17 protein-coding genes and 2 tRNA genes are annotated in these 22,308 nt (G+C 70.6%); 10 read left to right on the top strand and 9 right to left on the bottom strand.

Translation table 11 applies throughout. The features are described from left to right. Positions 1-77: 77 nt before the first annotated feature. A complete protein-coding gene (locus tag SOM13_RS01655) occupies positions 78-1,064 on the top strand; it encodes a cation diffusion facilitator family transporter (RefSeq protein WP_243215321.1) in 987 nt (328 codons plus the stop codon). Here the strand turns inward: SOM13_RS01655 and SOM13_RS01650 are convergent. Continuing rightward, positions 1,057-2,658, bottom strand: coding sequence for a hypothetical protein (locus tag SOM13_RS01650; protein ID WP_320478726.1), 1,602 nt, complete (start codon positions 2,656-2,658; stop codon positions 1,057-1,059). The genes SOM13_RS01655 and SOM13_RS01650 overlap by 8 nt on opposite strands. A 294-nt stretch (positions 2,659-2,952) precedes the next feature. Here SOM13_RS01650 and SOM13_RS01645 point away from each other — a divergent pair, with 294 nt between their 5' ends. Then, positions 2,953-3,462, top strand: coding sequence for a GtrA family protein (locus SOM13_RS01645; RefSeq protein ID WP_197981795.1), 510 nt, complete (start codon positions 2,953-2,955; stop codon positions 3,460-3,462). Positions 3,463-3,484: 22 nt separating this feature from the next. Here the strand turns inward: SOM13_RS01645 and SOM13_RS01640 are convergent, their stop codons facing one another. Beyond that, the gene (locus tag SOM13_RS01640; protein WP_320478725.1) at positions 3,485-4,108 is read right to left on the bottom strand and encodes a TetR/AcrR family transcriptional regulator; all 624 of its coding nucleotides are present in this window, start codon (positions 4,106-4,108) and stop codon (positions 3,485-3,487) included. A gap of 142 nt (positions 4,109-4,250) precedes the next feature. On the opposite strand from SOM13_RS01640, the gene SOM13_RS01635 reads away from it, so the two are divergent. Genes SOM13_RS01635 through SOM13_RS01620 form a run of 4 tightly spaced genes read left to right on the top strand, consistent with a single transcriptional unit; the run spans position 4,251 to position 9,430 of the window. Continuing rightward, the gene (locus SOM13_RS01635; RefSeq protein WP_320478724.1) at positions 4,251-5,888 is read left to right on the top strand and encodes an ABC transporter substrate-binding protein; all 1,638 of its coding nucleotides are present in this window, start codon (positions 4,251-4,253) and stop codon (positions 5,886-5,888) included. Positions 5,889-5,943: 55 nt separating this feature from the next. After that, complete coding sequence (locus SOM13_RS01630) at positions 5,944-6,879, top strand: ABC transporter permease (RefSeq protein WP_320478723.1); 936 nt, start codon at positions 5,944-5,946, stop codon at positions 6,877-6,879. Then, positions 6,876-7,751 (top strand): ABC transporter permease, encoded by an 876-nt coding sequence (locus tag SOM13_RS01625; RefSeq protein WP_320478722.1) that lies wholly within the window; start codon positions 6,876-6,878, stop codon positions 7,749-7,751. Before SOM13_RS01630 ends, SOM13_RS01625 begins: the two co-directional genes overlap by 4 nt. Next, on the top strand, positions 7,748-9,430 hold the full coding sequence (locus SOM13_RS01620; RefSeq protein ID WP_320478721.1) for an ABC transporter ATP-binding protein: 1,683 nt from the start codon (positions 7,748-7,750) through the stop codon (positions 9,428-9,430). The genes SOM13_RS01625 and SOM13_RS01620 overlap by 4 nt, the downstream gene beginning before the upstream one ends. A 164-nt stretch (positions 9,431-9,594) precedes the next feature. Here SOM13_RS01620 and proP read toward each other — a convergent pair whose 3' ends face one another. Continuing rightward, on the bottom strand, positions 9,595-11,127 hold the full coding sequence (gene proP / locus SOM13_RS01615; protein WP_320478720.1) for a glycine betaine/L-proline transporter ProP: 1,533 nt from the start codon (positions 11,125-11,127) through the stop codon (positions 9,595-9,597). 231 nt (positions 11,128-11,358) lie between these two features. On the opposite strand from proP, the gene valS reads away from it, so the two are divergent. Beyond that, positions 11,359-13,968, top strand: coding sequence for a valine--tRNA ligase (gene valS, locus SOM13_RS01610; RefSeq protein WP_320478719.1), 2,610 nt, complete (start codon positions 11,359-11,361; stop codon positions 13,966-13,968). Further along, positions 13,968-14,216, top strand: a complete 249-nt coding sequence (locus SOM13_RS01605) for a hypothetical protein (RefSeq protein ID WP_192059974.1) — start codon at positions 13,968-13,970, stop codon at positions 14,214-14,216. The genes valS and SOM13_RS01605 overlap by 1 nt, the downstream gene beginning before the upstream one ends. A 358-nt stretch (positions 14,217-14,574) precedes the next feature. On the opposite strand, the gene SOM13_RS01600 is transcribed toward SOM13_RS01605, so the two are convergent. Next, positions 14,575-15,393: a methyltransferase domain-containing protein gene (locus tag SOM13_RS01600; RefSeq protein WP_320478718.1), complete on the bottom strand. Its 819-nt coding sequence runs from the start codon at positions 15,391-15,393 to the stop codon at positions 14,575-14,577. A gap of 148 nt (positions 15,394-15,541) precedes the next feature. Here SOM13_RS01600 and SOM13_RS01595 point away from each other — a divergent pair, with 148 nt between their 5' ends. Further along, a complete protein-coding gene (locus tag SOM13_RS01595) occupies positions 15,542-17,569 on the top strand; it encodes a M3 family metallopeptidase (RefSeq protein ID WP_320478717.1) in 2,028 nt (675 codons plus the stop codon). Positions 17,570-17,659: 90 nt separating this feature from the next. Here the strand turns inward: SOM13_RS01595 and clpX are convergent, their stop codons facing one another. The 5 genes from clpX to SOM13_RS01570 all read right to left on the bottom strand — a co-directional run bounded on the left by clpX (position 17,660) and on the right by SOM13_RS01570 (position 22,081). After that, positions 17,660-18,940 carry an ATP-dependent Clp protease ATP-binding subunit ClpX gene (gene clpX, locus SOM13_RS01590; protein WP_192059966.1) on the bottom strand — a complete coding sequence of 427 codons (1,281 nt, stop codon included), beginning with the start codon at positions 18,938-18,940 and terminating at the stop codon, positions 17,660-17,662. A 175-nt stretch (positions 18,941-19,115) separates the two neighbouring features. Further along, positions 19,116-19,778, bottom strand: a complete 663-nt coding sequence (locus tag SOM13_RS01585; protein ID WP_279292988.1) for an ATP-dependent Clp protease proteolytic subunit — start codon at positions 19,776-19,778, stop codon at positions 19,116-19,118. 37 nt (positions 19,779-19,815) lie between these two features. Then, entirely contained in the window at positions 19,816-20,403 is a 588-nt protein-coding gene (locus tag SOM13_RS01580) for an ATP-dependent Clp protease proteolytic subunit (RefSeq protein ID WP_192059964.1), read from the bottom strand. 217 nt (positions 20,404-20,620) lie between these two features. Beyond that, complete coding sequence (gene tig, locus SOM13_RS01575) at positions 20,621-21,946, bottom strand: trigger factor (RefSeq protein ID WP_192059962.1); 1,326 nt, start codon at positions 21,944-21,946, stop codon at positions 20,621-20,623. A 62-nt stretch (positions 21,947-22,008) separates the two neighbouring features. Then, a tRNA-Pro gene (locus SOM13_RS01570) sits at positions 22,009-22,081 on the bottom strand. A gap of 152 nt (positions 22,082-22,233) precedes the next feature. On the opposite strand from SOM13_RS01570, the gene SOM13_RS01565 reads away from it, so the two are divergent. Beyond that, a tRNA-Gly gene (locus SOM13_RS01565) sits at positions 22,234-22,304 on the top strand. Positions 22,305-22,308 lie beyond the last annotated feature (4 nt).

Raw genomic sequence — 22,308 nt, 5'->3', positions numbered from 1 at the left:
GCCGGATCACAGCGGGTCCATCGTACAAGGCGAGGAGGCGCGGCGCGATCATCTGCAGAGAGTGCAGAATCGAGATCATGACCGCCGAGAGCACCGCCGACCCCCAGAGCACCGCGCAGCCCGAGGGGACGGCGAAGCCGGAGAGCTTCACCACCGTGCTGGTCGCGTTCGTGGCGAACCTGCTGATCGCCGTCGCGAAGACGGTGGCGGCTCTTCTCACGGGGTCGGCCTCGATGGTGGCCGAGTCGGCGCACTCGTGGGCCGACACCGGCAACGAGGTGTTCCTCTTCATCGCCGACAAGCGCGGGGTGAGGCGACGCGACGCCTCGCACCCTCTCGGCTACGGCAAGGAGACCTACGTCTGGTCGATGTTCGCGGCCTTCGGGCTCTTCACGGTCGGCGCCGTCGTCTCGATCCAGCACGGCATCTCGCAGCTGGGCGCCGCCGAGGCGGCCGAGGACTACCTGGTCAACTACATCGTGCTCGGAGTGGCCTTCGTGCTCGAGGGCACCTCCTTCTTGCAGGCCCTCCGTCAGGCCCGAGGCAGCGCTCGCGACCGCAGCCAGCCGACCCTCCGGTTCGTGCTGCGCAGCTCGAACCCGACGTTGCGCGCCGTCTTCGCCGAGGACGCCGCTGCGCTCGTCGGCCTGGTGATCGCGTTCCTCGGCATCCTCCTGCACCAGATCACCGGTTCAGCAGTGTTCGACGCCGTCGGCTCGATCGCGGTGGGTGTGCTGCTCGGGGTCGTCGCCCTCGTGCTGGTCGACCGCAACAGGAGGTTCCTGGTCGGCGAGAGCCCGAGCGACGAGCTCGAGTCGATCGTGCTCGCGCGTCTGCTCGACCGCCCCGAGATCGCCCGGGTGACCTACCTGCACACCGAGTTCGTCGGTCCGGGGCGTCTCTACCTGGTCGCGGCGGTCGACATGTCGGGCGACGAGACGGAGGGGCACGTCGCCGTGGCCCTCCGTCGCGTCGAGCGGGAGCTCGAGGAGCACGACGCGGTCGAGGAGGCGGTGCTCACCCTGTCGACGCCCGACGAGCCGAGCCTCCTGCCGATCAGCTGAGGCGACGCGTTCGGCGACGCGCGTATCCGACGGCGACGAGACCGAGACCGATCACGACCAGCGCAGCGACCGACAGCGGGCCCGATCCCTCGGCGCCCGTGTAGGCCAGTGCCGACGTGCCGGAGGTCGAGGAGGTGCCCACGACGGCCGTCGGGGCGACCAGGGTGAAGGTCACGACGTTGCTCGGACCCGACATGAACGATTGGTCGGGGTTGTCGAACAGCGTGAAGACGGCGAACGAGTAGGTGCCCGGCTTCAGGCTCTCCGTCATGGACCAGGTGCCGTCGGCCCCGACGATCGTCGGGTCGATGCCCGCGATGAGCGGCTCGAACTCCCCTTCGCCGCCGCCTTCCCCTTCGCCCCGGGCCGCCGCCGCGTAGCGGTCGATCGCGGCGCGCCCCTCGGGGAAGAACCCGTAGAGGGCGATGACCGTGCCCGGGGTGCCCGTGCCCGCGATGGTGAAGACCTGCGAGCCGTCGTGCCCCTGGCTGCCATCGGGCCGACCGACCACCGTGCCGCCCTGCGCGGGCGAGGTGACGACCGGAGCCGCGGGCAGGAGATCGACGCGACGGAGCACGCTCACGACGACCGAGGCCTCACGGGACGGGAGCGTGGTCGCGAAGCCGTCCGCATCGAACGCGCCCTGACGTGCGGAGATGCTCCACTGGCCGTAGGGCACGAAGACCTCGTCGCTCCACGTCCCGTCGGCGGCCACCACCGGCGGCTCGTCGTCGTATCCCCAGGGAGTCGCCGGGACGATCGCGAGCAGGTCGATGTCGATGACGGAGCCGGGCGTGCCCGTTCCGGTCACGTCGATCGCACCCGTCTCGTAGTCCCCCGACTCGTAAGGTCGTCCCTCGACGCGGCCGCCCTCGCCGGGCGTGGAGATCGTCGGTGCGGAGCTCGTGGGGAGCCCGGCGACGACGAACTCGCGATCGATGGTGCCGAGGTCGACCCCGTCCGCATCCGAGACCTGCAGCACGACGGTGTACGTGACCGCCGCCGTGGATCCGTCGAGGGAGATCGCTTCGGAGAACGCTCCGTCGGCGACCTGCGACAGGCCGCTCTGTCCGTCGGAGATGCTCCAGCGGACCGTGCTCCCCGTCGGCACCGACGCCTCGAGGCGGACGCCGGCGGAGGTCAGCCGCTGTCCGACCAGGGGGCTGGTCACGGTGAAGCCGGGGGCCGCGGCGGCTTCGACGGCCGGCGGAGCGGCCGGCGAGGGGGATGCGGACGGGTTCGCGACGACGTCCGAGCCGGGCGCCGTGGGCTCGACCGCGACGGGAGTCTCCACAGGAGCGCCGGAGCCGGGCTGGTCGGCGGGGACGTCCTCGACCGGCGCCTCGCCGGGTACCGGTGCACCGTCGACGGGGTCGGCTCCGACGGTCGGCGCCGGAGACGCCGCCTCGTCGGCAGCGGTCCCGTCGACAACCGTCCCGTCGACGACCGTCCCGTCGGCGGGTCGCGCGAGCCCGACGCTCTGCTCCGTCGGGGCCGGAGCGGCGGAGGCCGCGGGCACGCCGATCAGGAGTCCCCCCAGGGCGATGACGACGGCGGTCGGCAGCGCGACGGCGGCCGACAGGGTGTTCTTCATGGTGATCTCTCTCGCGTGGGCCAAGCTCGACGCGGTGCTCTCGACCCACCCCCGGGCCCCGCGACACGGCCTCAAGTCGACCGCGTGACCTCACCGTACGGAGTCGAGGCGGCCGGTCGCGCGGCCGTGATCGTTTCGTCACCCGATGTCATCCGAACGATTGAGGTTCCGTCATCTCGACGGACGACACCGGGCCTCCGATGGTGTGGCGAGCGTCCATCGGATCGCACGAGTCGTCTGTCCGTTGGCGGGTCTGTCAGGTGGACGGAGGCGCCGGCGTCTACCGTGATGCTCGTGCGTTCAGTGATCCGGTTGGCTAGGGCCAACCCCTCAGCCATCCGGTTCCTCGTGGTCGGCGGCATCGGGTTCGTCATCACCATGGTGATCAACTACGGCCTGAAGCTCTTCGTCATCCCGCAGCACCCGGTCACGGCCCTCGCCGTCGGCACGATCGTCGCGACCGTCGTGTCGTACTGGATGAACAAGAAGTGGTCGTTCGACGATCGCGGTGACCGCCACACGGCGCACGAGATGCTCCTGTTCACGGCGGTCAGCATCGTGGGCATCGGTCTGAACTCGGCCCCCCTCTACCTCTCGCGCTACGGCTTCGGCCTCGGCGTGCCGAACGTGTCGTTCGCCACGCAGGAGGTGGCGGACTTCATCAGCGGCCCGATCATCGGCACGCTCATCGCCATGGTGTTCCGCTACTGGGCCATGAACAAGTGGGTGTTCCCGAAGAGGGCCGACATCGTCGACGTCCTCTCGCCGACGTCACCGTCGACCGGGTCGACGCCGACGCACTGACGAGGACGCGCCTCCCGGGTCGTCAGGAGGCGGTCGACGGGCGTGCGACGGCGTCGAGACCGTCGGCGACCGGCCCCAGGGCGTCGGCCATCACGTCGCCGAGCGGGCGACGACCGACTCCCGATCTCGCCCAGTGGGTGATCGCGGCCACCGCGGCGGCCACCAGGGATGCCGCCGCGGCCTCGTGACCGAGCTCGCCCCGTCGCCCGCCGGAGGCCTCGGCGAGATGGGCGGCGACGACCGACTGCAGCCGCACGACGCGGACGGCCGCCGATGCGACGAGCTCGTCGCCGAGACCCATCGCCTCGGACTGCGTCAACGCCCAGGGCACCCGGGCCGGGTCGTGGGCTCGGCCGACGGCGACCAGCGCCGCCTCGACGCTGCGCACGGGCGATGATCCCGAGGAGGCGCGGAGCAGCTCCCCGAGACCCGCCAGACTCACGTCGAGGTCGAGCCAGAAGAGGTCGGCCTTCGAGTCGAAGTAGTTGAAGAAGGTGCCCCGGCTGACCCCGGCCCGCTGGGCGATCTGGTCGACGGTCGTCCCCGACCAGCCGTTCTCGAGGAACAGCTCGGCGGCGGCGTCGGCGAGCATCTCGGCCGACGAGCGGCGAGGGCGGCCGATCGGGCGCCGTGACGGGTCTGACATGCCCTCCATCATGGCGGTACACTCGATCGGTGCACTTGTTGGACTCCGTCCATAAACGTGTTCCGCCGTCCCGGAGTCAGCGTCGACGACCGTGACGGCGTCATCCTCACCCGGCCCGCCCCTCCCGATCACCCGGAGTCCCATGCGCACCCGTCTGCCCGCCCTCCTCGCCCTGACCACCGTCGGCGCCCTCCTGCTCGCCGGATGCACGACCGGCGGCGAGGCCACGGGGTCCGCCACCCCGCGCTCGGGCGGCACCCTCACCTACGCGACGGGCGACGCCGAGCCGACCTGCCTCGACCCGCACGTCGGCGGCAACTACCCCCAGGCCCTGGTCTCCACCCAGTACCTCGAGTCGCTCGTCTCGAAGAACGGGTCGGGCGAGATCGTCCCCTGGCTCGCGACCTCATGGGAGGAGTCCGCCGACGGCCTCAGCTGGACGTTCGACCTCCGCGACGACGTCGTCTTCAGCGACGGCACCCCGTTCGACGCCGCCGCGGTCGCCGCCAACGTCGCCCACCTGCAAGACCCGGAGACCCTGTCGTCGACGGGCTACCTCGCCCTCGGCAAGGTCACCGGCGTCGAGGTCGTCGACGCGCAGACGGCGCGCTTCGACCTGAGCGCCCCCGACAGCGCGCTGCTCGAATCGCTGACGCAGCCCTGGGTCGCGATGGAGTCGCCCGCGGCGCTCGAGCGCAGCCAGGAGGTCAACTGCGAGTCCCCCGTCGGCACCGGTCCGTTCGTGGTCGAGTCGTGGACCAAGCAGGACCGCATCGTGCTCACCCGCAACGACGACTACTCGTCGCCGCCCGCCGACGCCGACCACGACGGCCCCGCGTACCTCGACGAGGTCGTCTGGCGCTTCATCCCCGACTCGGCGGCGCGCTACTCGGCGCTGCAGGCCGGGCAGGTCGACGTCATCGACAACGTCCAGCCCGACACCCTCGTCGCCGCCGAGAAGGACGACGCCCTGGCCGAGATCGACGCGCCCCGCCCCGGCGCCGTGAACCGCATCGAGCTGAACTCGGGCAAGGCGCCCTTCGACGACGAGCGCGTGCGCGAGGCCTTCATCACGGGCGTCGACGTCACCGACGGCATCGACTCGCTGTTCTTCGGCACCGCCGAGCGCTCGTACTCGCCCCTGTCGAGCGTCGAGCCGCTCGCCTACTCCGACCCGTCGCTGTTCGAGGTCGACGTCGACGCGGCCGGAGCGCTCCTCGACGACGCCGGCTGGACGGAGCGCGACTCCGACGGCTACCGCACGAAAGACGGCGAGCGCCTCTCGCTCGAGTTCCCGGTGAGCACGAACCAGTCGATCCCCGCCGAGCAGTCGCTCTTCGAGCAGGTGCAGGCCGGCGCCCGCGACCTCGGCTTCGAGGTGACGCTCTCGCCGCTCGACCTGTCGAGCTGGTACGGCGCCCTGGCCGCGAACGACTACGACCTCGTGAGCGCGCCGTACACGAAGGTCGGCCCCGACGTGCTGCGGATCCTCTACGACACCGACGGCATCACGCCGGCTCCGAGCGGCTACTTCGCCAACCTCGCCCAGCTGAGCGACCCCGCCCTCGACGACCTGCTGACGCGGGCGTCCGAGACCTCCGACGCCGACGAGCGCGCCGACCTCTACGAGCAGGCCCAGAGGATCGTGCTCGAGAGCTACACCGTGCTGCCCCTCTACGACCAGCAGAACCACTACCTGGCCCGTTCGGCGGTCGCCGGCGTGCGGGCGCTGCCCCCGGTCTCGGCGGTCACGCTGTATGACGCGTACACCGTCGGCTGAGGGTCGGGCCGTCATCCGGTCGTCGACCGGGCAGGAGCCGAGGAGGCGCGGGGTCGTGCCCGCACCCGTCCGGTGGCTGGTCGGTCGCCTGGTCGGGGCGCTCGTCGTGCTGTGGGCCGTGGCCACGCTGATCTTCTTCGCGATCCGGCTCGTGCCCGGCGACCCGGCCGAGGCGATCCTCGGCGGCCCGGGGTCGCAGGCCTCCGCGGAGGCGATCGCCCTGGTCCGCGAGCAGTACGGACTGGACGACCCGCTCCTCCTGCAGTACCTCGCGCAGCTGGGTCGGCTGGCCGTCGGAGACCTGGGCACCTCGTACTCCCTGCGCACCGACGTGGCGGGTCTGCTGCTCGACCAGCTGCCCGGCACGCTGCTGCTCGCCGTGCTGTCGCTCGTGGTCGCGTGGCTGCTCGCCCTGGGCACGGCCTGGTGGGCGACCCTCGGCGGGCGCGTCGCCGGGGCGGTCTCGTCGTCGCTCGAGATCGTCGCCTCGGCGGTGCCGCACTTCTGGCTGGCGGGTGTGCTCGTGCTGGTCTTCAGCACGCAGCTGGGCTGGCTGCCGCCGGTCAGCACCGGCACGCCCCTCGGCATCGTGCTGCCGGTCGTCACCCTGGCGATCCCGGTCGCCGGGTTCCTCGGGCAGGTGACCCGCGACTCGCTCCTCGACGCGTCGACCGCGCCGTTCGCCCTGACGGCACGAGCCCGCGGCGAGTCGCGGTCGGGACTGTTCCGCCGTCATCTGCTGCGTCATGCGGCTCTGCCGGGGCTCGCGCTCTCGGGCTGGGCGTTCGGCTCGCTGCTGAGCGGCGCCGTCGTGGTCGAGTCGATCTTCGCCCGGCCCGGGCTCGGTCGCACGCTGCTGCAGGCCGTCACGCTGAGGGACATCCCCCTGGTGACGGGGGTGGCGCTCACCTCGGCCCTCGCGTACGTCGTGGTGGTCGCCCTCGGCGACCTGGCGGAGCGCGCCGTCGACCCCCGGGAGCGTGCCGCATGACCGTGCTCGCCGAGCTCCCCCGACGCCGTGGCCGTGAGCGGGCTGGTGGCGGCTCCCGCGTGAGACCACCGGAGGCGGTGGCCGCGATCGTGCTGGCCCTCGTCGTGCTGGCCGCGGTCGCCCCGCAGCTGCTCGCACCGGGCGATCCCCTGGCGATCTCCCCCGCCGACGCCTTCGCTCCGCCGTCGCCCGCCCACCCGTTCGGCACGGACGAGTCGGGGCGAGGGATCTGGACGCGCGTGATCCACGGCACCGGCGCCTCCTTGTCCATCGGGGCCGTCGCCACCCTGATCGGCACCGGACTCGGCGTGGCCCTCGGGGTCGCGGCCGGCTTCGGCGGCGGTCGGCTGCCGGGGCGTCTCGCCGACGCCGGGGTCAGCCGCCTCCTGGAGGTCCTGTTCGCCCTGCCCGGTCTGCTGCTCGCGCTCGTCGTCATCGCCTTCACCGGGCCGGGCGCCGTGCCCGCGACGATCGCCGTCGGGCTCGCCACCGCACCCGGCTACGCGCGCATCGTGCGCAGTCAGGTCGTGCGGGTGCGCCGCTCGGCGATGGTCGAGGCGGCCGTGGTGCTCGGGAGGCGACCGGGCACCGTCCTGCTGCGGCACGTGCTGCCGAACGCGCTGGCGCCCGTCGTCGTGCTCGCGACGCTCGGTCTCGGGCAGGCCGTCGTCTGGGCGTCGTCGCTCAGCTACCTGGGGCTCGGTGCTCCCCCGCCCGCCCCGGAGTGGGGCGCCATGCTCTCGGCCGGTCGCACCTACTCGACGACCGCCTGGTGGATGACCGTGTTCCCCGGGCTGGCCGTCGTCGTGACCGCCGCGGCCGCGACGGTGCTCGGCCGCGGGCTCGCCCGACGAGGGAGGGACTCCTCATGACCACCGCAGCGCGAGACGACACGGCGGCGGACGGGCTGAGGGTCGGCGGTCTGCGCGTCTCGTTCGGGTCGGCGACCGTGGTCGACGGCGTCTCGTTCTCGGTGGCGCCCGGCGAGTGCGTGGCCCTCGTCGGCGAGTCGGGTTCGGGCAAGAGCGTCACCGCGCGCTCGCTGCTCGGGCTGAGCGGCGGCCGGGTCGACGTCGATCGGCTGACCCTCGGCGACCGCGACCTCTCGACCCTCGACGACCGCGCCTGGCGTCGGGTCCGCGGTGCGCGCATCGGTCTCGTGCTGCAGGACGCCCTCGTCTCGCTCGACCCGCTGCGCCCGATCGGACGCGAGATCGACGACGCCCTCCGCCTGCATACCGACCTCGGCCCCCGGCAGCGTCGAGAGCGCGCGCTCGAAGTCCTCGCCGAGGTCGGCATGCCCGACCCGGAGACCCGTCTCGGTCAGAGGTCGGGCGAGCTGTCGGGCGGGCTGCGGCAGCGGGCTCTCCTCGCCGCCGCGCTCGTCCTGCGACCCGACGTCGTCGTCGCCGACGAGCCGACGACGGCCCTCGACGCCGAGGTGCAGCGCCTCGTCGTCGACCGTCTGGCCGCCCTCCGCGACGGCGGCACCGCCGTCCTCGCCATCAGTCACGATCTGGGCGTCGTGCGGCGCCTGGCCGACCGGGTGCTCGTGATGCGAGACGGCGTCGTCGTCGAGCAGGGGCCCACCGCCGACGTGCTCGACTCCCCGCAGGCCGACTACACGCGGCGGCTCGTCGCGGCACTGCCGGGCGGCGTGCCCCGAGGGCGACGCCTGTCGCGGGGCGACGTCGGCGAGGAGCAGGAGGCGCAGGCTCAGGAGGCGCGGGAGGCGGCGATGCAGGAGGCGCGGGAGGCGGCGGCGCAGGAGGCGGCGGCTCCGGTCGACGACGTCGTGCTCTCCGCGGAGGGCCTCCGACGCGTCTTCCCGGCGACCCGCGGGCGGGCGGCCCGGCTCGCGGTCGACGACGTGTCCCTCGAGCTGCGCGCGGGCGAGACGCTCGGCCTGGTGGGCGCCTCCGGAAGCGGCAAGACCACGACCGCGCGCCTCCTCCTGGGGCTCGACGAACCCGACGGAGGTGCGGTGCGCCTCCTCGGGGAGCCCTGGTCGCCTCTGCGAGAACGCGATCGCCGCGCCCGCCGCGCCTCGCTCGGTGCGATCTACCAGGACGCGGCGAGCTCCTTCGACCCCCGCCTGACCGTCGAGCAGCTGCTCGCCGACGCGATCACCGCGGGTCGGAGCCTGCGGACGGCGCCCGTACGGGCCGAGATCGAGGCGCTGCTCGACCGGGTGGGGCTGCCCCCAGGGCTCGCGCCCCGTCGCCCCGCGTCGCTCTCGGGCGGGCAGCGGCAGCGCGTCGCCATCGCCCGCGCGCTCGCCCCGCGGCCCCGCATCGTCGTCTGCGACGAGCCCGTCTCGGCCCTCGACGTGTCGGTGCAGGCCCAGGTGCTCGATCTGCTCGACGACCTGCAGCGCGACGACGACCTGTCGTACCTCTTCATCTCGCACGACCTCGACGTGATCGGGCACATGGCCGACCGCGTCGCCGTGATGCACGAGGGGCGCATCGTCGAGCAGGGGCCGACGGCCGACGTCTTCGCCTCGCCGCAGCACCCCCACACCCGGGCGCTGCTCGCCGCCCGCCCCTAGCGCTCGCCGCCCGCCCCTAGCGCTCGCCCAGAGGGGTGCGGCGGGTCGGTGTCATCGGCGGCGGGTCAGCGCTGACCCGCCCCCGATGACACTCACCCGCCGCACCCGGGCACCTCCGCACCCGGGCACCTCCGCACCCGGGCACCCGTGCACCCGTGCACCGGTCAGCGTCGCGGGGCGGCTTCCCCGTCGCCGTCCACGCGCACCACGTCGATCGGGCCGGACTGCGCCCACTCGAGCGCCCAGTCCGACTTCGCGACCTCGCTCGACTCGTCGGCGTAGGCCTCGACCAGCTCGCGCGCCTCGACGTCGGTCGCGACCGACGGCCCCGAGCCGAGCAGCGGCTCGTTGGCGGTCTCCTTCGTGAACCACACGGCGACGAGGCCGATCACGGCCGCGGCCATCAGGTAGAAGGCGGGGATGTCGTGGGCCCACGAGAAGCCCTTCCCCTCGGCCCAGACGACCAGCGCCTCGGTGGCGAGCGGCGTCGTGCCGCCGAACAGCGACACCGACACGTTGAACGCGATGGCCAGGGCGCCGTAGCGGATGATCGTCGGGAACAGCGCGGGCAGCGTCGACGGCATGGTCGACGTGAACGTGACGAGCACCAGGCCGAGCACGAGCAGGCCGACGAAGACGAGCGGCGTGCTCTCGGACTGCACGAGCTTGAGGGCCGGCCACGACAGCACCAGGAACCCGATGCAGCCGGCGAACAGCACGGGTCGACGGCCGAACCGGTCGCTCAGGCGCCCGCTGAACGTGATGACGATCATCATCAGCACCATCACGACGATCACGAGCAGCAGCCCCGAGGTCGCGCTGCGGCCGAGCGTGTTGGTGAGGTAGGTCGGCATGTACGACAGCAGCATGTAGTCGGTCACGTTGAACACCAGCACCAGGCCGATGCAGACGATCAACGCCCGCCAGTTCTCGGCGAAGAGCTTCACGAGCGGCACCTTGACGTGCTCGCGACCGGCGGCCTCCTCCTGCTGCTTCTGGAAGGCCGGCGTCTCCTCGAGCTTGAGGCGCAGGTAGAGCCCGATCAGGCCGAGGGGCCCGGCGATCAGGAACGGGATCCGCCAGCCCCAGGCCAGCAGCGCCTCCTCGCTCATCGCCACCTGCAGGGCCGTGACGAGCGAGGCGCCCAGCACGTAACCGCCGAGCGTGCCGAACTCGAGCCACGAGCCCATGAAGCCGCGACGATTGTCGGGCGAGTACTCCGCGATGAACGTGGCCGCGCCTCCGTACTCGCCGCCGGTCGAGAAGCCCTGCAGGAGGCGCGCCAGCAGCAGCAGGATGGGCGCCCAGATCCCGATGGTCGCGTACGACGGGATGAGGCCGATGGCGAGCGTGCCGGCCGCCATGAGGATCATCGTGACCGCGAGCACCTTCTGGCGGCCGATCCGGTCGCCGAGCGGGCCGAAGAACGCGCCGCCGATCGGGCGCACGATGAACGCGGCGGTGAACGTGCCGAAGGTGAAGAGGATGTTGAGCGCGTCGTTCCCGGGCGGGAAGAACACCTGCGCGATCGTCGTCGTGATGTAGGCGTAGACGCCGAAGTCGAACCACTCCATGGCGTTGCCGAGCGCTGCGGCGCTGACCGCGCGCTTGAGCAGGCCCTCCTCGACGACGGTGACGTCGTCGGTGGTGAGCGATCGCCGGGCGGGTCTCGTGCTGTGCTGCTTCTTGGCGGACATCGGGTGCCTCCAGTTCGTCGGGTGATGGCGTCGACCCCAGCGTCGGCAAAAACGCACCGACACTACCAGTCCTGTCATGTCAGTACCAGTGCAGCGTGCGCACAGGTGCAGAGAGCGCACCCCCGAGGAGGCGCGGATCGCCACGCGTAGACTGATCGGCGTCCCACAACCAGGCACCTCCCCACCGACACGGTGCCGCCCACAGAACCGGAGAGCCAGATGCCGTCAGCGATGCCCGAGAAGCCCGCCCTCGAAGGACTCGAGGCCCGCTGGGGCCAGGTCTGGGAGGACTCCGGCACCTACCGGTTCGACCGCGACGGCGCGACCCGCGCCTCCGTCTTCTCTGTCGACACTCCCCCGCCGACCGCCTCGGGCAGCCTGCACATCGGTCACGTGTTCAGCTACACGCACACCGACGTCAAGGCGCGGTTCGAGCGGATGCGCGGCAAGCGCGTCTTCTACCCGATGGGCTGGGACGATAACGGCCTGCCGACCGAGCGTCGCGTGCAGAACTTCTACGGCGTGCGCTGCGACCCCTCGCTGCCCTACGACGCCGACTTCACCCCGCCCTTCGAGGGCGGCGACAACAAGTCGTCGAAGGCCGCCGACCAGGTGCCCATCTCGCGCCGCAACTTCGTCGAGCTGTGCGAGCGCCTGACCGTCGAAGACGAGAAGCAGTTCGAGGACGTCTGGCGCAAGCTCGGACTCTCCGTCGACTGGACCCAGAGCTACCGCACCATCGGCGACGACTCGCAGGCCATCGCGCAGAAGGCGTTCCTCCGCAACCTGTCGCGCGGCGAGGCCTACCAGGCCGACGCCCCGACCCTGTGGGACGTCACCTTCCGCACCGCGGTGGCGCAGGCCGAGCTCGAAGACAAGGACATGCCGGGCGCGTACCACAAGCTCGCATTCCACCGCACCGACGGGCAGGGCGACGTGCTGATCGACACGACGCGCCCCGAGCTGCTGCCCGCCTGCGTCGCACTCGTCGCCCACCCCGACGACGAGCGCTACCAGGCGCTGTTCGGCACGACCGTCCGCTCCCCCCTGTTCGACGTCGAGGTGCCCGTGGTGGCGCACCACCTGGCGCAGCCCGACAAGGGCTCGGGCATCGCGATGGTCTGCACCTTCGGCGACACCAACGACGTCGTGTGGTGGCGTGAGCTGCAGCTGCCGAACCGCGCCGTGATCGGCTTCGACGGTCGGTTCGTCAGCGAGGCGCCGGCGGCGATCGAGTCCGAGGCGGGTCGCGCCTCCTACGCGCAGCTGGCCGGCAAGACCGTGTTCAGCGCCAAGCAGTCCGTGGTCGAGCAGCTGACCGCCTCGGGCGATCTGGTCGGCGAGATCCGCAAGATCACGCACCCCGTCAAGTTCTTCGAGAAGGGCGACAAGCCCCTCGAGATCGTCTCGACGCGCCAGTGGTACGTCGTCAACGGCGCTCGCGACGAGCAGCTCAAGTCGACGCTGCTCGAGCGCGGCGGCGAGGTCGCGTTCCACCCCGAGTTCATGCGCGTGCGCTACGAGAACTGGGTCAACGGCCTGAACGGCGACTGGCTGATCTCGCGCCAGCGCTTCTTCGGCGTGCCGATCCCGGTCTGGTACCCGCTCGACGGCGACGGCAACCCCGTCTTCGACGAGGTGATCGTGCCGAGCGAGGCGCAGCTGCCCGTCGACCCGTCGTCCGACACCGCGCCCGGCTACGACGAGTCGCAGCGCGGGGTCCCCGGCGGGTTCCAGGGCGAGCTCGACGTGATGGACACCTGGGCGACCTCGTCGCTCACCCCGCAGCTGGCCGGCAAGTGGGAGGCCGACCCCGAGCTGTTCGACCTCGTGTTCCCGTACGACGTGCGCCCCCAGGGGCAGGACATCATCCGCACCTGGCTGTTCTCGACGATGCTGCGCGCGCAGCTCGAGGGGGGCACCGTCCCGTGGCGGAACGCCTCGATCTCGGGCTTCATCGTCGACCCCGACCGCAAGAAGATGTCGAAGTCGAAGGGCAACGTCGTCACCCCGGCCGCGATGCTCGACGACCACGGCTCGGACTCGGTGCGCTACTGGGCGGCCTCGAGCCGTCTGGGCACCGACGCGGCGTTCGACCCGCAGAACCCGAAGCAGATCAAGATCGGCCGCCGACTGGCGATCAAGGTGCTGAACGCCGCCAAGTTCGTCTACTCGTTCGAGCTGCCCTCGGGCGAGCACTCGGTCACCGAGCCGCTCGACCGCGACCTGCTCGCCACCTTCGCGTCGGTCATCGAGACCGCCACCGAGGCGCTCGAGGGCTACGACCACGCCCGGGCGCTCGAGACGACCGAGAAGTTCTTCTGGACCTTCTGCGACGACTACCTCGAGCTGGTCAAAGAGCGCGCCTACGGTGCGACGACACCGGCCGAGCAGGCCTCGGCAGTGCTCGCCCTCCGCACGGTGCTCGAGGGGCTGCTGAGACTGCTGGCGCCGTACCTGCCGTTCGCGACCGAAGAGGTCTGGTCGTGGACGCACGACGAGTCCATCCACCAGGCGGCGTGGCCGACCGTCGCCGAGCTCGGTCTGTCCGAGGGCGAGTCCGCGACCGGGCTGGTCGGGCTCGTCGGGCAGGCGCTGATCTTCGTGCGCCGGGCGAAGTCCGATGCGAAGGCCTCGCAGAAGACCCCCGTGTCGACGGCCGTGATCACGGCGCCGGCCGCTCAGCTGGCGCTGGTCCGCCTCGCCGCGGGGGATCTCGCGGCGGTCGGCAAGATCGCCGATCTGACGTTCGCCGAGGGCGACGAGCTCGCCGTGGGTGACATCGTGTTCGCCGAGCAGCCGGCCGACACGTCCGCTGCGGCACCGGCGGCGGGCGCCTGATGCAGCTCGGTACGCGGTGGAGCGTAGGAGGCGCGGCGCCGGCCGACCTCGATGCACCCGTCCTCGGGGCGATCGCCTCCGTCGAACGCGAGCTCGCCGAACAGGGCGTCGACGCGTCGACCTGGCGCTGGACGCTCACCTGGCTCGAGCGTCGCCCCGTGGTCGAGCTCGACGACGGCACGGTCATCCGCGTCGACGCCGTGACCGGCGAGGCCCACGTGCACGAGCCCGCCGACGACGAGGACTAGCCCGCCCCTCCTCCAGTCGAGGAGTCACGACACGCCGCTCACCTCTAGGGGTCCGCGGCGTGTCGTGACTCTTCATTACCCTGCAGACGGCCGACGGCACGCAGCCACGATCAGCCCGATCATGGCTGCGACCCTGATCGAAGACCACAGAACACTCTGCGCCCCCACCAGCGCGGCTATCGTCGCGTCGACGATCGACACCACGCACACGGTGACCAGCAGAACGACCAACCACTCTCGACTCATGGCATAACGATAGCGATGAGTAAGCGATCAGGCCATCGATCGCAGGGTCGAGGAGTCATTACACGCCGCTCACCTCTGGAGGTCTGCGGCGTGTCGTGACTCTTCGACGAGGTCAGGCGCGACCGAGCACCTCGCCGTGCGGCATGATCAGCCAGCCGTCGGGGGCGTCGCGCCAGCGGCGCCAGGCGTCGGCGATCGCCTGCAGCTCGTCGTGGGTGGCGACGCCCTTCTCGATCGCATCGGCGTAGAACGCGGACTCGGTGGCGCGGGTGGCCCAGCTGTCGCCCCACCAGGTGCGCTCCTCGTCGGACGCGAAGCACCAGACGGACGCACTGCTCGCGACCTCGTCGAACCCCGCCTCGAGCATCCAGCCCTTGAGGCGCCTCCCTGCGTCCGGTTCCCCGCCGTTGCCGCGGTGCACCGCCTGGTAGACGTCCATCCACCGCTGCAACCCGGGGTTCTCGGGCGCCCAGACGCAGCCGTGGTAGTCGACATCGCGGGCTGCGACGACTCCCCCGGGGCGCGCCACCCGACGCATCTCGCGGAGCGCCGCGACCGGGTCGCCGACGTGCTGCAGCACCTGATGGGCGTGCACGACGTCGAAGGAGTCGTCGTCGAAGGGCAGCGCGAACAGGTCGGCCGTCTCGAAACGGACGGCCGCCAGCCCCCGCTCGACCGCGAGCGACGTCGCCTGCGCGACGATCCCGGTCGACGAGTCGATGCCCACCACGAGACCGGGGGCGACCCGCTCGGCCATGTCGACCGTGATCGTGCCGGGGCCCGACCCCACATCGAGCACGCTCGCGCCGGGCGTCAGATGCGGCACGAGATAGGCCGCCGAGTTCTCGACGGTGCGCCACGTGTGACTCCGCAGCACGCTCTCGTGGTGCCCGTGGGTGTACCGGGCCGTGTCGCGAGGTCGTCCGCTCATGCGGCGACCCTAGCGCGCCTCCTCGGCTCCGCCCCCGCCCTCGCCCTCACCTCCGGCATCGACGGGTCACGACTCGCCGCAGCCCCGGCGGCCCCGCGGCGTGTCGTGACTCCCCGGGCGGGCCCGCGGACCGGCCTAGGCTCGGGCCATGACGAACCCGCTCCTCGCCCCCAGCACGCTGCCGTATTCGCTGCCGCCGTTCGCGAGCATCACCGACGACGACTACCTGCCCGCGTTCGAGGCCGGCTTCGCCGAGCAGCTGGCGGAGGTCGAGGCGATCGCCACCGACCCCGCCGAGCCGACCGTCGAGAACACCCTCGACGCGCTCGAACGGAGCGGCGCCACCCTCGCCCGGGTCGGCCACGTCTTCTTCAACAAGACGTCGTCGGACTCGAACGCGGCCACGGACGCCCTCGAGCTCGACCTGGCGCCTCGACTCGCCGCCCACACCGATGCGATCCGCCTGGACCCGCGGCTGTTCGCCCGCCTGCGGAGCCTCCACGAACGGCGCGACGACCTCGACCTGACGCCCGAGCAGCGCTATCTCATCGAGCGGCTGGTCGACGACGCCGTCCGGTCGGGTGCAGCCCTCGGCGACGACGACAAGACCCGGCTGCGCGATCTGAACGGGCGGCTGTCGACGCTGACGACCCGCTTCGAGAAGAACCTGCTGGCCGACACGAACGACCTCGCCGTGGTCGTCGACGACGTCGCCGAGCTCGACGGGCTCGACGCGGGTGCCGTCGCGGCCGCCGCCGAGGCCGCCCGCGACCGGGGACTCGACGGCCGGTACGTCATCACGCTCGTGCTCTTCAGCGGCCACCCCTATCTCGCGGCCCTGACCGACGAGGCTCTGCGCGAGCGCATCATGGACGCGTCGCTGTCGCGCGGGCGCCGCGGCGGGCCGTTCGACAATCGCGACCTCGTGGTCGAGATCGTGCGTCTGCGGGCCCGGCGTGCCGAGCTGCTCGGCTTCGCCAGTCACGCCGCGTACGTCACAGCAGGTGAGACGGCGGGCACCCCCGAGGCGGTGGCCGATCTGCTCGCTCGACTCGCGCCTCCTGCGGCTCGCAACGCCCGCGCCGAGCAGACCGTGCTCGAGCGTCGAGCCGGGCGGCCGATCGCCGCCTCCGACTGGGCGTTCGTCGCCGAGCTCGTCCGCACCGAGGAGCACGATGTCGACACCGCGGCCATGCGCCCCTGGTTCGAGGCCGAACGGGTGCTGCACGACGGGATCTTCTTCGCAGCGGGCCGGTTGTACGGTCTGCGCTTCGCCGAACGACCCGATCTCGTGGCTTACCACCCCGACGCACGGGTCTTCGAGGTGACCGACGACGACGGCGCACCGGTCGGCCTCTACGTGCTCGACCTGCACACCCGCGACAGCAAGCGCGGCGGCGCCTGGATGAACCCCCTCGTGTCGCAGTCGGGCCTCGCGGGGCTGCCCACCGTCGTGGTCAACAACCTGAACGTGCCGAAGCCGCCGGCCGGCCAGCCGACGCTGCTGACACTCGACGAGGTGACGACGTTCTTCCACGAGTTCGGGCACGCCCTGCACGGTCTCGTCGCCCGCGTCGGGTATCCGACCTTCTCGGGCACGAACGTGTTCCGCGACTTCGTCGAGTTCCCGAGCCAGGTCAACGAGATGTGGATGCTCTGGCCCGACGTGCTGGCGAACTACGCCGTGCACCACGAGACCGGCGAGCCGCTGCCTACCCGACTGGTCGACGCCCTCGTCGCGTCGCAGGGGTTCGGCCAGGGGTTCGAGACGAGCGAGTACCTCGCCGCCGCCCTGCTCGACCAGGCGTGGCACTCGCTGTCGTCGGCCGAAGCCGAGGCGGTAGTCGACGTCGAGGCGTTCGAGAAGGAGGCGCTGGCCGCGGTCGGTCTCGATCTCGCGTCCGTCCCGCCCCGCTACTCGAGCACGTACTTCGCCCACACGTTCGCAGGCGGATACGACGCGGGCTACTACTCGTACATCTGGAGCGAGGTGCTCGACGCCGACACGGTGGAGTGGTTCGAGGAGAACGGCGGCCTGACCCGCGCGAACGGCGACCGGTTCCGTTCACGCCTGCTGGGTGTCGGTGGCTCGAAGGATCCCCTCGAGGCGTTCCGCGACTTCCGCGGCAGGGAGGCGCGGGTCGAGCCGTTGCTGGCCCGTCGCGGTCTCGCGTAGTCGGCGCGCACTGGGGCGGGTTCGCGTCTTCGGTGGCGGGTCAGCGCTGACCCGCCCCCGATGACGGGAACCCGCCGGACCCGCTCGGGGCTAGGCGGACTTCTCGGTGCGCTGTTCGACGACGCGGGGCACGATGGTCGGCGCCGCGTTCTCGAGCACGGAGGCGCGGGTCACCACGACCTTGCCGACGGTGTCGTCGGAGGGGACGTCGAACATGATCGGCCCGAGCACCTCTTCGAGGATGGCCCGCAGCCCTCGCGCACCGGTCTGCCGGAGGACGGCGAGGTCGGCGATCGACTCGAGTGCGCCGCGATCGAACTCGAGCTCGACGCCGTCGATCTCGAACATGCGCTGGTACTGACGCACCAGGGCGTTCTTCGGCTCGGTGAGGATCTGCATGAGCGCCGGCTGGTCGAGCTGGGTCACCGTCGTCACGACCGGCAGACGGCCGATGAACTCGGGGATCAGACCGAACTTGTGCAGGTCTTCGGGCAGGACCTCGCTGAAGAGGGCCGCCTCGTCCTCCTTGCTGTGCAGAGGGGCGCCGAAGCCGATGCCTCGCTTGCCCGCGCGGTTCGAGATGATCTCTTCGAGCCCGGCGAACGCACCGGCCACGATGAACAGCACGTTGGTCGTGTCGACCTGGATGAACTCCTGATGCGGGTGCTTGCGACCGCCCTGCGGCGGCACGGAGGCGACGGTGCCCTCGAGGATCTTGAGCAGCGCCTGCTGCACGCCCTCGCCCGACACGTCTCGAGTGATCGAGGGGTTCTCGGCCTTGCGGGCGATCTTGTCGATCTCGTCGATGTAGATGATGCCCGTCTCGGCCCGCTTGACGTCGTAGTCGGCGGCCTGGATGAGCTTGAGGAGGATGTTCTCGACGTCTTCGCCGACGTAGCCGGCCTCGGTCAGGGCGGTCGCATCGGCGACGGCGAACGGGACGTTGAGACGCTTGGCCAGAGTCTGCGCCAGATAGGTCTTGCCGCAGCCGGTCGGACCGATGAGCAGGATGTTCGACTTCGAGATCTCGACCTCGTCGGCCAAGGACTCGGCGGCGGTGAGGGTCGAGGCGGCGCGGATGCGCTTGTAGTGGTTGTACACGGCCACGGAGAGGGAGCGCTTCGCCGCGTCCTGGCCGATCACGTACTCTTCGAGGAACGAGTAGATCTCGCGGGGCTTCGGCAGGTCGAACTCGCTGGTGGGCTCTTCGCCGGCTTCGGCGAGGCGCTCTTCGATGATCTCGTTGCAGAGCTCGACGCACTCATCGCAGATGTAGACGCCGGGGCCGGCGATCAACTGCTGGACCTGCTTCTGGCTCTTTCCACAGAACGAGCACTTGAGCAGATCGGCGCTCTCACCTATACGTGCCATGCCCGGCCTCCTTCGTGGCGTGAAGATCGGCGACCCTTGACGGTCGTCGTGCATCGAGCCTAACGCGATCCTCCGACGCCGACGGACCCACGCGGGCCGGGCGCCGGATCCGCCGACACGACGAAGCCCCGGACCGCGTGGTCCGGGGCTTCGAGGCGACCGTGGTCGGAATCGGTCAGCGCGTGAGCGCCGGCTGGTTCTTGCGCGAGGTCAGCACCTGGTCGACGAGACCGTAGGCCAGGGCCTCTTGTGCGCCGAGGATGTTGTCGCGCTCGATGTCGCGGTTCACCTCTTCGGGGGTCTTGTTCGAGTGGAACGACAGCGTCTCTTCGAGCCAGGTGCGCATGCGGAGCACCTCGGCGGCCTGGATCTCGATGTCGGACGCCTGGCCCCCGCTGTTGCCGCCGGTCGACGGCTGGTGGATCAGCACGCGGGCGTTGGGGAGGGCGAGTCGCTTGCCGGGCTGACCGGCGGCGAGCAGCACCGCGGCGGCCGACGCGGCCTGACCGAGGCACACCGTCTGGATCTCGGGGCGGATGTACTGCATCGTGTCGTAGATCGCCGTCATGGCCGTGAACGAGCCGCCGGGCGAGTTGATGTAGAGCGTGATGTCGCGGTCGGGGTCCATGCTCTCGAGCACGAGCAGCTGCGCCATGATGTCGTCGGCCGATGCGTCGTCGACCTGCACGCCCAGGAAGACGATGCGGTCTTCGAACAGCTTGGCGTAGGGGTCTTGGCGCTTGTAGCCGTAAGCCGTGCGCTCTTCGAAGCTGGGGAGGATGTACCGGGAATCGGGGGTCTGGACGCGGCCCGCACCACCCATCATCGGGAGTTCCATGTGTTCTTCTCTTTCTGTGCTGACGATCGGGTGGGGGCTACGACTGGTCGGTGCCGGCGCCGCCGACGACGTCGGTGGCCGAACCGCGGATGTGGTCGACGAAGCCGTATTCGAGGGCCTCTTCGGCCGTGAACCAGCGGTCGCGGTCGCCGTCCTCGTTGATCTGCTCGACGGTCTTGCCCGTCTGAGCCGCCGTGATCTCGGCGAGACGTCGCTTCATCGAGAGGATGAGCTGCGCCTGCGTCTGGATGTCGGACGAGGTGCCGCCGAAGCCGCCGTGCGGCTGGTGCAGCAGAACACGCGCGTTCGGCGTGATGTAGCGCTTGCCCTTGGTGCCGGCGGTCAGCAGCAGCTGACCCATCGAGGCCGCCATGCCGATGCCGACCGTGACGATGTCGTTCGGCACGAACTCCATGGCGTCGTAGATCGCCATGCCCGCGGTGATCGACCCGCCGGGCGAGTTGATGTACAGGTAGATGTCCTTCTCGCTGTCCTCCGCGGCGAGGAGCAGGAGTTTCGCTGCGATCTCGTTGGCGTTCTCGTCGCGCACCTCGGAGCCGAGCCAGATGATGCGGTCTTTGAGCAGTCGGTCAAAAACACTGTTGGGCAGTGTCACATCGGCCATGGTGGAGCTCCCATTCGTTGTCGCTTGCTGTCGAATCTATAGGGTCCAACGCACGGGTTCCGGACTGTTCGCCCACGGCAGATAGCGGGTGGCGACGGGTGTCCGGCTCCGGCGTCGGGCCGACCGAGGAGGCGCGGTGCCGGGGACGACGGAGGGCCGGGTGCGTTCTGCACCCGGCCCTCTCGTGTCGACCGGCGGTCGACCTCAGACGTGTCGACTACGCGTGGTCGTGACCCTCGTGGTCGTCGTCGTCCGAACCGACACCCGCCGTGGCGGTGAAGGCGGACAGGTCGACGGCCGCGCCCTCGCCGTCGACGACCTTGGCCTTCGACAGCACGACCGCGAGGGCCTTGCTGCGGGCGACCTCGCCGACCATGGCGGGGATCTGACCGTTCTGGTCGAGGACCTTGATGAACTCGCCCGGCTCCATGCCGTACTGGGCGGCACCCTGGATCAGGTACTGGGTGAGCTCGTCCTGCTCGACCTTGACCTCTTCCTTCTCGGCGATGGCGTCGAGGAGGATCTGGTTGCGGAAGGCCTTCTCGCTGCTCTCCTTCACCTCGGCGCGGTGCTCGTCGTCCTCCAGGCGGTTCTCCTGCTCGAGGTGACGGTGCACCTCGTCCTCGACGAGCTTCTCGGGGACGGGGATCTCGACCGACTCGAGGAGCTTCTCGACGACCTGGTCGCGAGCCTGGCCGCCCTGGCCGAACGACTTCGACTTGGCGAGCTGCTCGCGCAGGTCGGCCTTGAGCTCGTCGATCGTGTCGAACTGGCTGGCGATCTGAGCGAAGTCGTCGTCGGCCTCGGGGAGCTCGCGCTCTTTCACGGCGGTCACGGTGACGGCGATGAGCGCGGTCTCGCCCTCGCGGTCGCCGCCGAGCAGCTTCGACTCGAAGGTGGTGCTCTCACCGGCGGTGAGCGACTCGAGAGCCTCGTCGATGCCCTCGATCAGTTCGCCCGAACCGAGCTCGTACGAGATGCCCTTGGCGGTGTCGACCTCGTCGTCGCCGATCGTGGCCGTGAGGTCGATCTGGGCGAAGTCGCCCGTGGTGGCGGGACGGTCGACGGTGACGAGCGTGCCGAAGCGGGTGCGGAGGTTCGCGAGCTCTTCGTCGACCTCGTCGTCGGAGATCTCGACCGTGTCGACCGTGAGCTCGATGCCCTCGTAGTCGGGCAGGTCGAAGTCGGGACGCACGTCGACCTCGACGGCGATGGTGAGGTCGCCCGAGAAGTCCTTGACGTCGGGCCAGCCGACGACGTCGGCCTCGGGGCGGCCGAGCACGCGGATCTCGGTCTCGGTGACGGCCTCGCGGTAGAACTTGTCGAGGCTCTCGCTCACGGCGTGATTCAGCACCTCTTCGCGACCGACGCGCTGGTCGATGATGGGCGGCGGGACCTTGCCCTTGCGGAAGCCGGGGATGTTGATGGTCTCGGCGATGTGCCCGTAGGCGTGCGTGACGCTGGGCTTCAGCTCGTCGGGAGTCACGACGATGTTGAGCTTGACGCGCGTGGGGCTGAGCTTTTCAACCGTGGTCTGGACCAATGTGGGGCTTCTCCTGTGTTGGCGACGCTGAACTCACATCCGAGACAGCAGGTAGACGATCGTCGGGGCGACAGGACTCGAACCTGCGATCTTCCGCCCCCAAAACGGACGCGCTAGCCACTACGCTACGCCCCGTGTATCACCTGGAACGGTCTCACCCCGTGTTGTCCCGTTGAGGTCGGGTCGGGGAAAAGGCCGCGGTCAGTCTAGCCGACGCGAGCGACCGGTGACTGAACGATCCGGCAGATGGTTTATAGTGGTTCTACCCATGCGGCCGAGGCCGCTTCGGGGATGTAGCTCAATGGTAGAGCCTCAGTCTTCCAAACTGATGGCGCGGGTTCGATTCCCGTCATCCCCTCCGA

The organism is Frigoribacterium sp. CFBP9030 (genome assembly GCF_034045195.1).
GTDB lineage: Bacteria > Actinomycetota > Actinomycetes > Actinomycetales > Microbacteriaceae > Frigoribacterium.
The sequence above is the reverse complement of the archived record's forward strand: the minus strand, read 5'-3'. Positions and strand labels throughout refer to the sequence as shown.

Excerpts from the sequence above, each read along its gene's own strand:
- SOM13_RS01595 (WP_320478717.1), top strand. The coding sequence starts at position 15,542 with ATGACGAACCCGCTCCTCGCCCCCAGCACGCTGCCGTATTCGCTGCCG.
- SOM13_RS01585 (WP_279292988.1), bottom strand. The coding sequence starts at position 19,778 with ATGGAACTCCCGATGATGGGTGGTGCGGGCCGCGTCCAGACCCCCGAT.
- clpX (WP_192059966.1), bottom strand. The coding sequence starts at position 18,940 with ATGGCACGTATAGGTGAGAGCGCCGATCTGCTCAAGTGCTCGTTCTGT.
- SOM13_RS01625 (WP_320478722.1), top strand. The coding sequence starts at position 6,876 with ATGACCGTGCTCGCCGAGCTCCCCCGACGCCGTGGCCGTGAGCGGGCT.
- proP (WP_320478720.1), bottom strand. The coding sequence starts at position 11,127 with ATGTCCGCCAAGAAGCAGCACAGCACGAGACCCGCCCGGCGATCGCTC.
- SOM13_RS01640 (WP_320478725.1), bottom strand. The coding sequence starts at position 4,108 with ATGTCAGACCCGTCACGGCGCCCGATCGGCCGCCCTCGCCGCTCGTCG.
- valS (WP_320478719.1), top strand. The coding sequence starts at position 11,359 with ATGCCCGAGAAGCCCGCCCTCGAAGGACTCGAGGCCCGCTGGGGCCAG.
- SOM13_RS01655 (WP_243215321.1), top strand. The coding sequence starts at position 78 with ATGACCGCCGAGAGCACCGCCGACCCCCAGAGCACCGCGCAGCCCGAG.
- SOM13_RS01635 (WP_320478724.1), top strand. The coding sequence starts at position 4,251 with ATGCGCACCCGTCTGCCCGCCCTCCTCGCCCTGACCACCGTCGGCGCC.
- SOM13_RS01650 (WP_320478726.1), bottom strand. The coding sequence starts at position 2,658 with ATGAAGAACACCCTGTCGGCCGCCGTCGCGCTGCCGACCGCCGTCGTC.
- SOM13_RS01620 (WP_320478721.1), top strand. The coding sequence starts at position 7,748 with ATGACCACCGCAGCGCGAGACGACACGGCGGCGGACGGGCTGAGGGTC.
- SOM13_RS01605 (WP_192059974.1), top strand. The coding sequence starts at position 13,968 with ATGCAGCTCGGTACGCGGTGGAGCGTAGGAGGCGCGGCGCCGGCCGAC.
- SOM13_RS01580 (WP_192059964.1), bottom strand. The coding sequence starts at position 20,403 with ATGGCCGATGTGACACTGCCCAACAGTGTTTTTGACCGACTGCTCAAA.
- SOM13_RS01600 (WP_320478718.1), bottom strand. The coding sequence starts at position 15,393 with ATGAGCGGACGACCTCGCGACACGGCCCGGTACACCCACGGGCACCAC.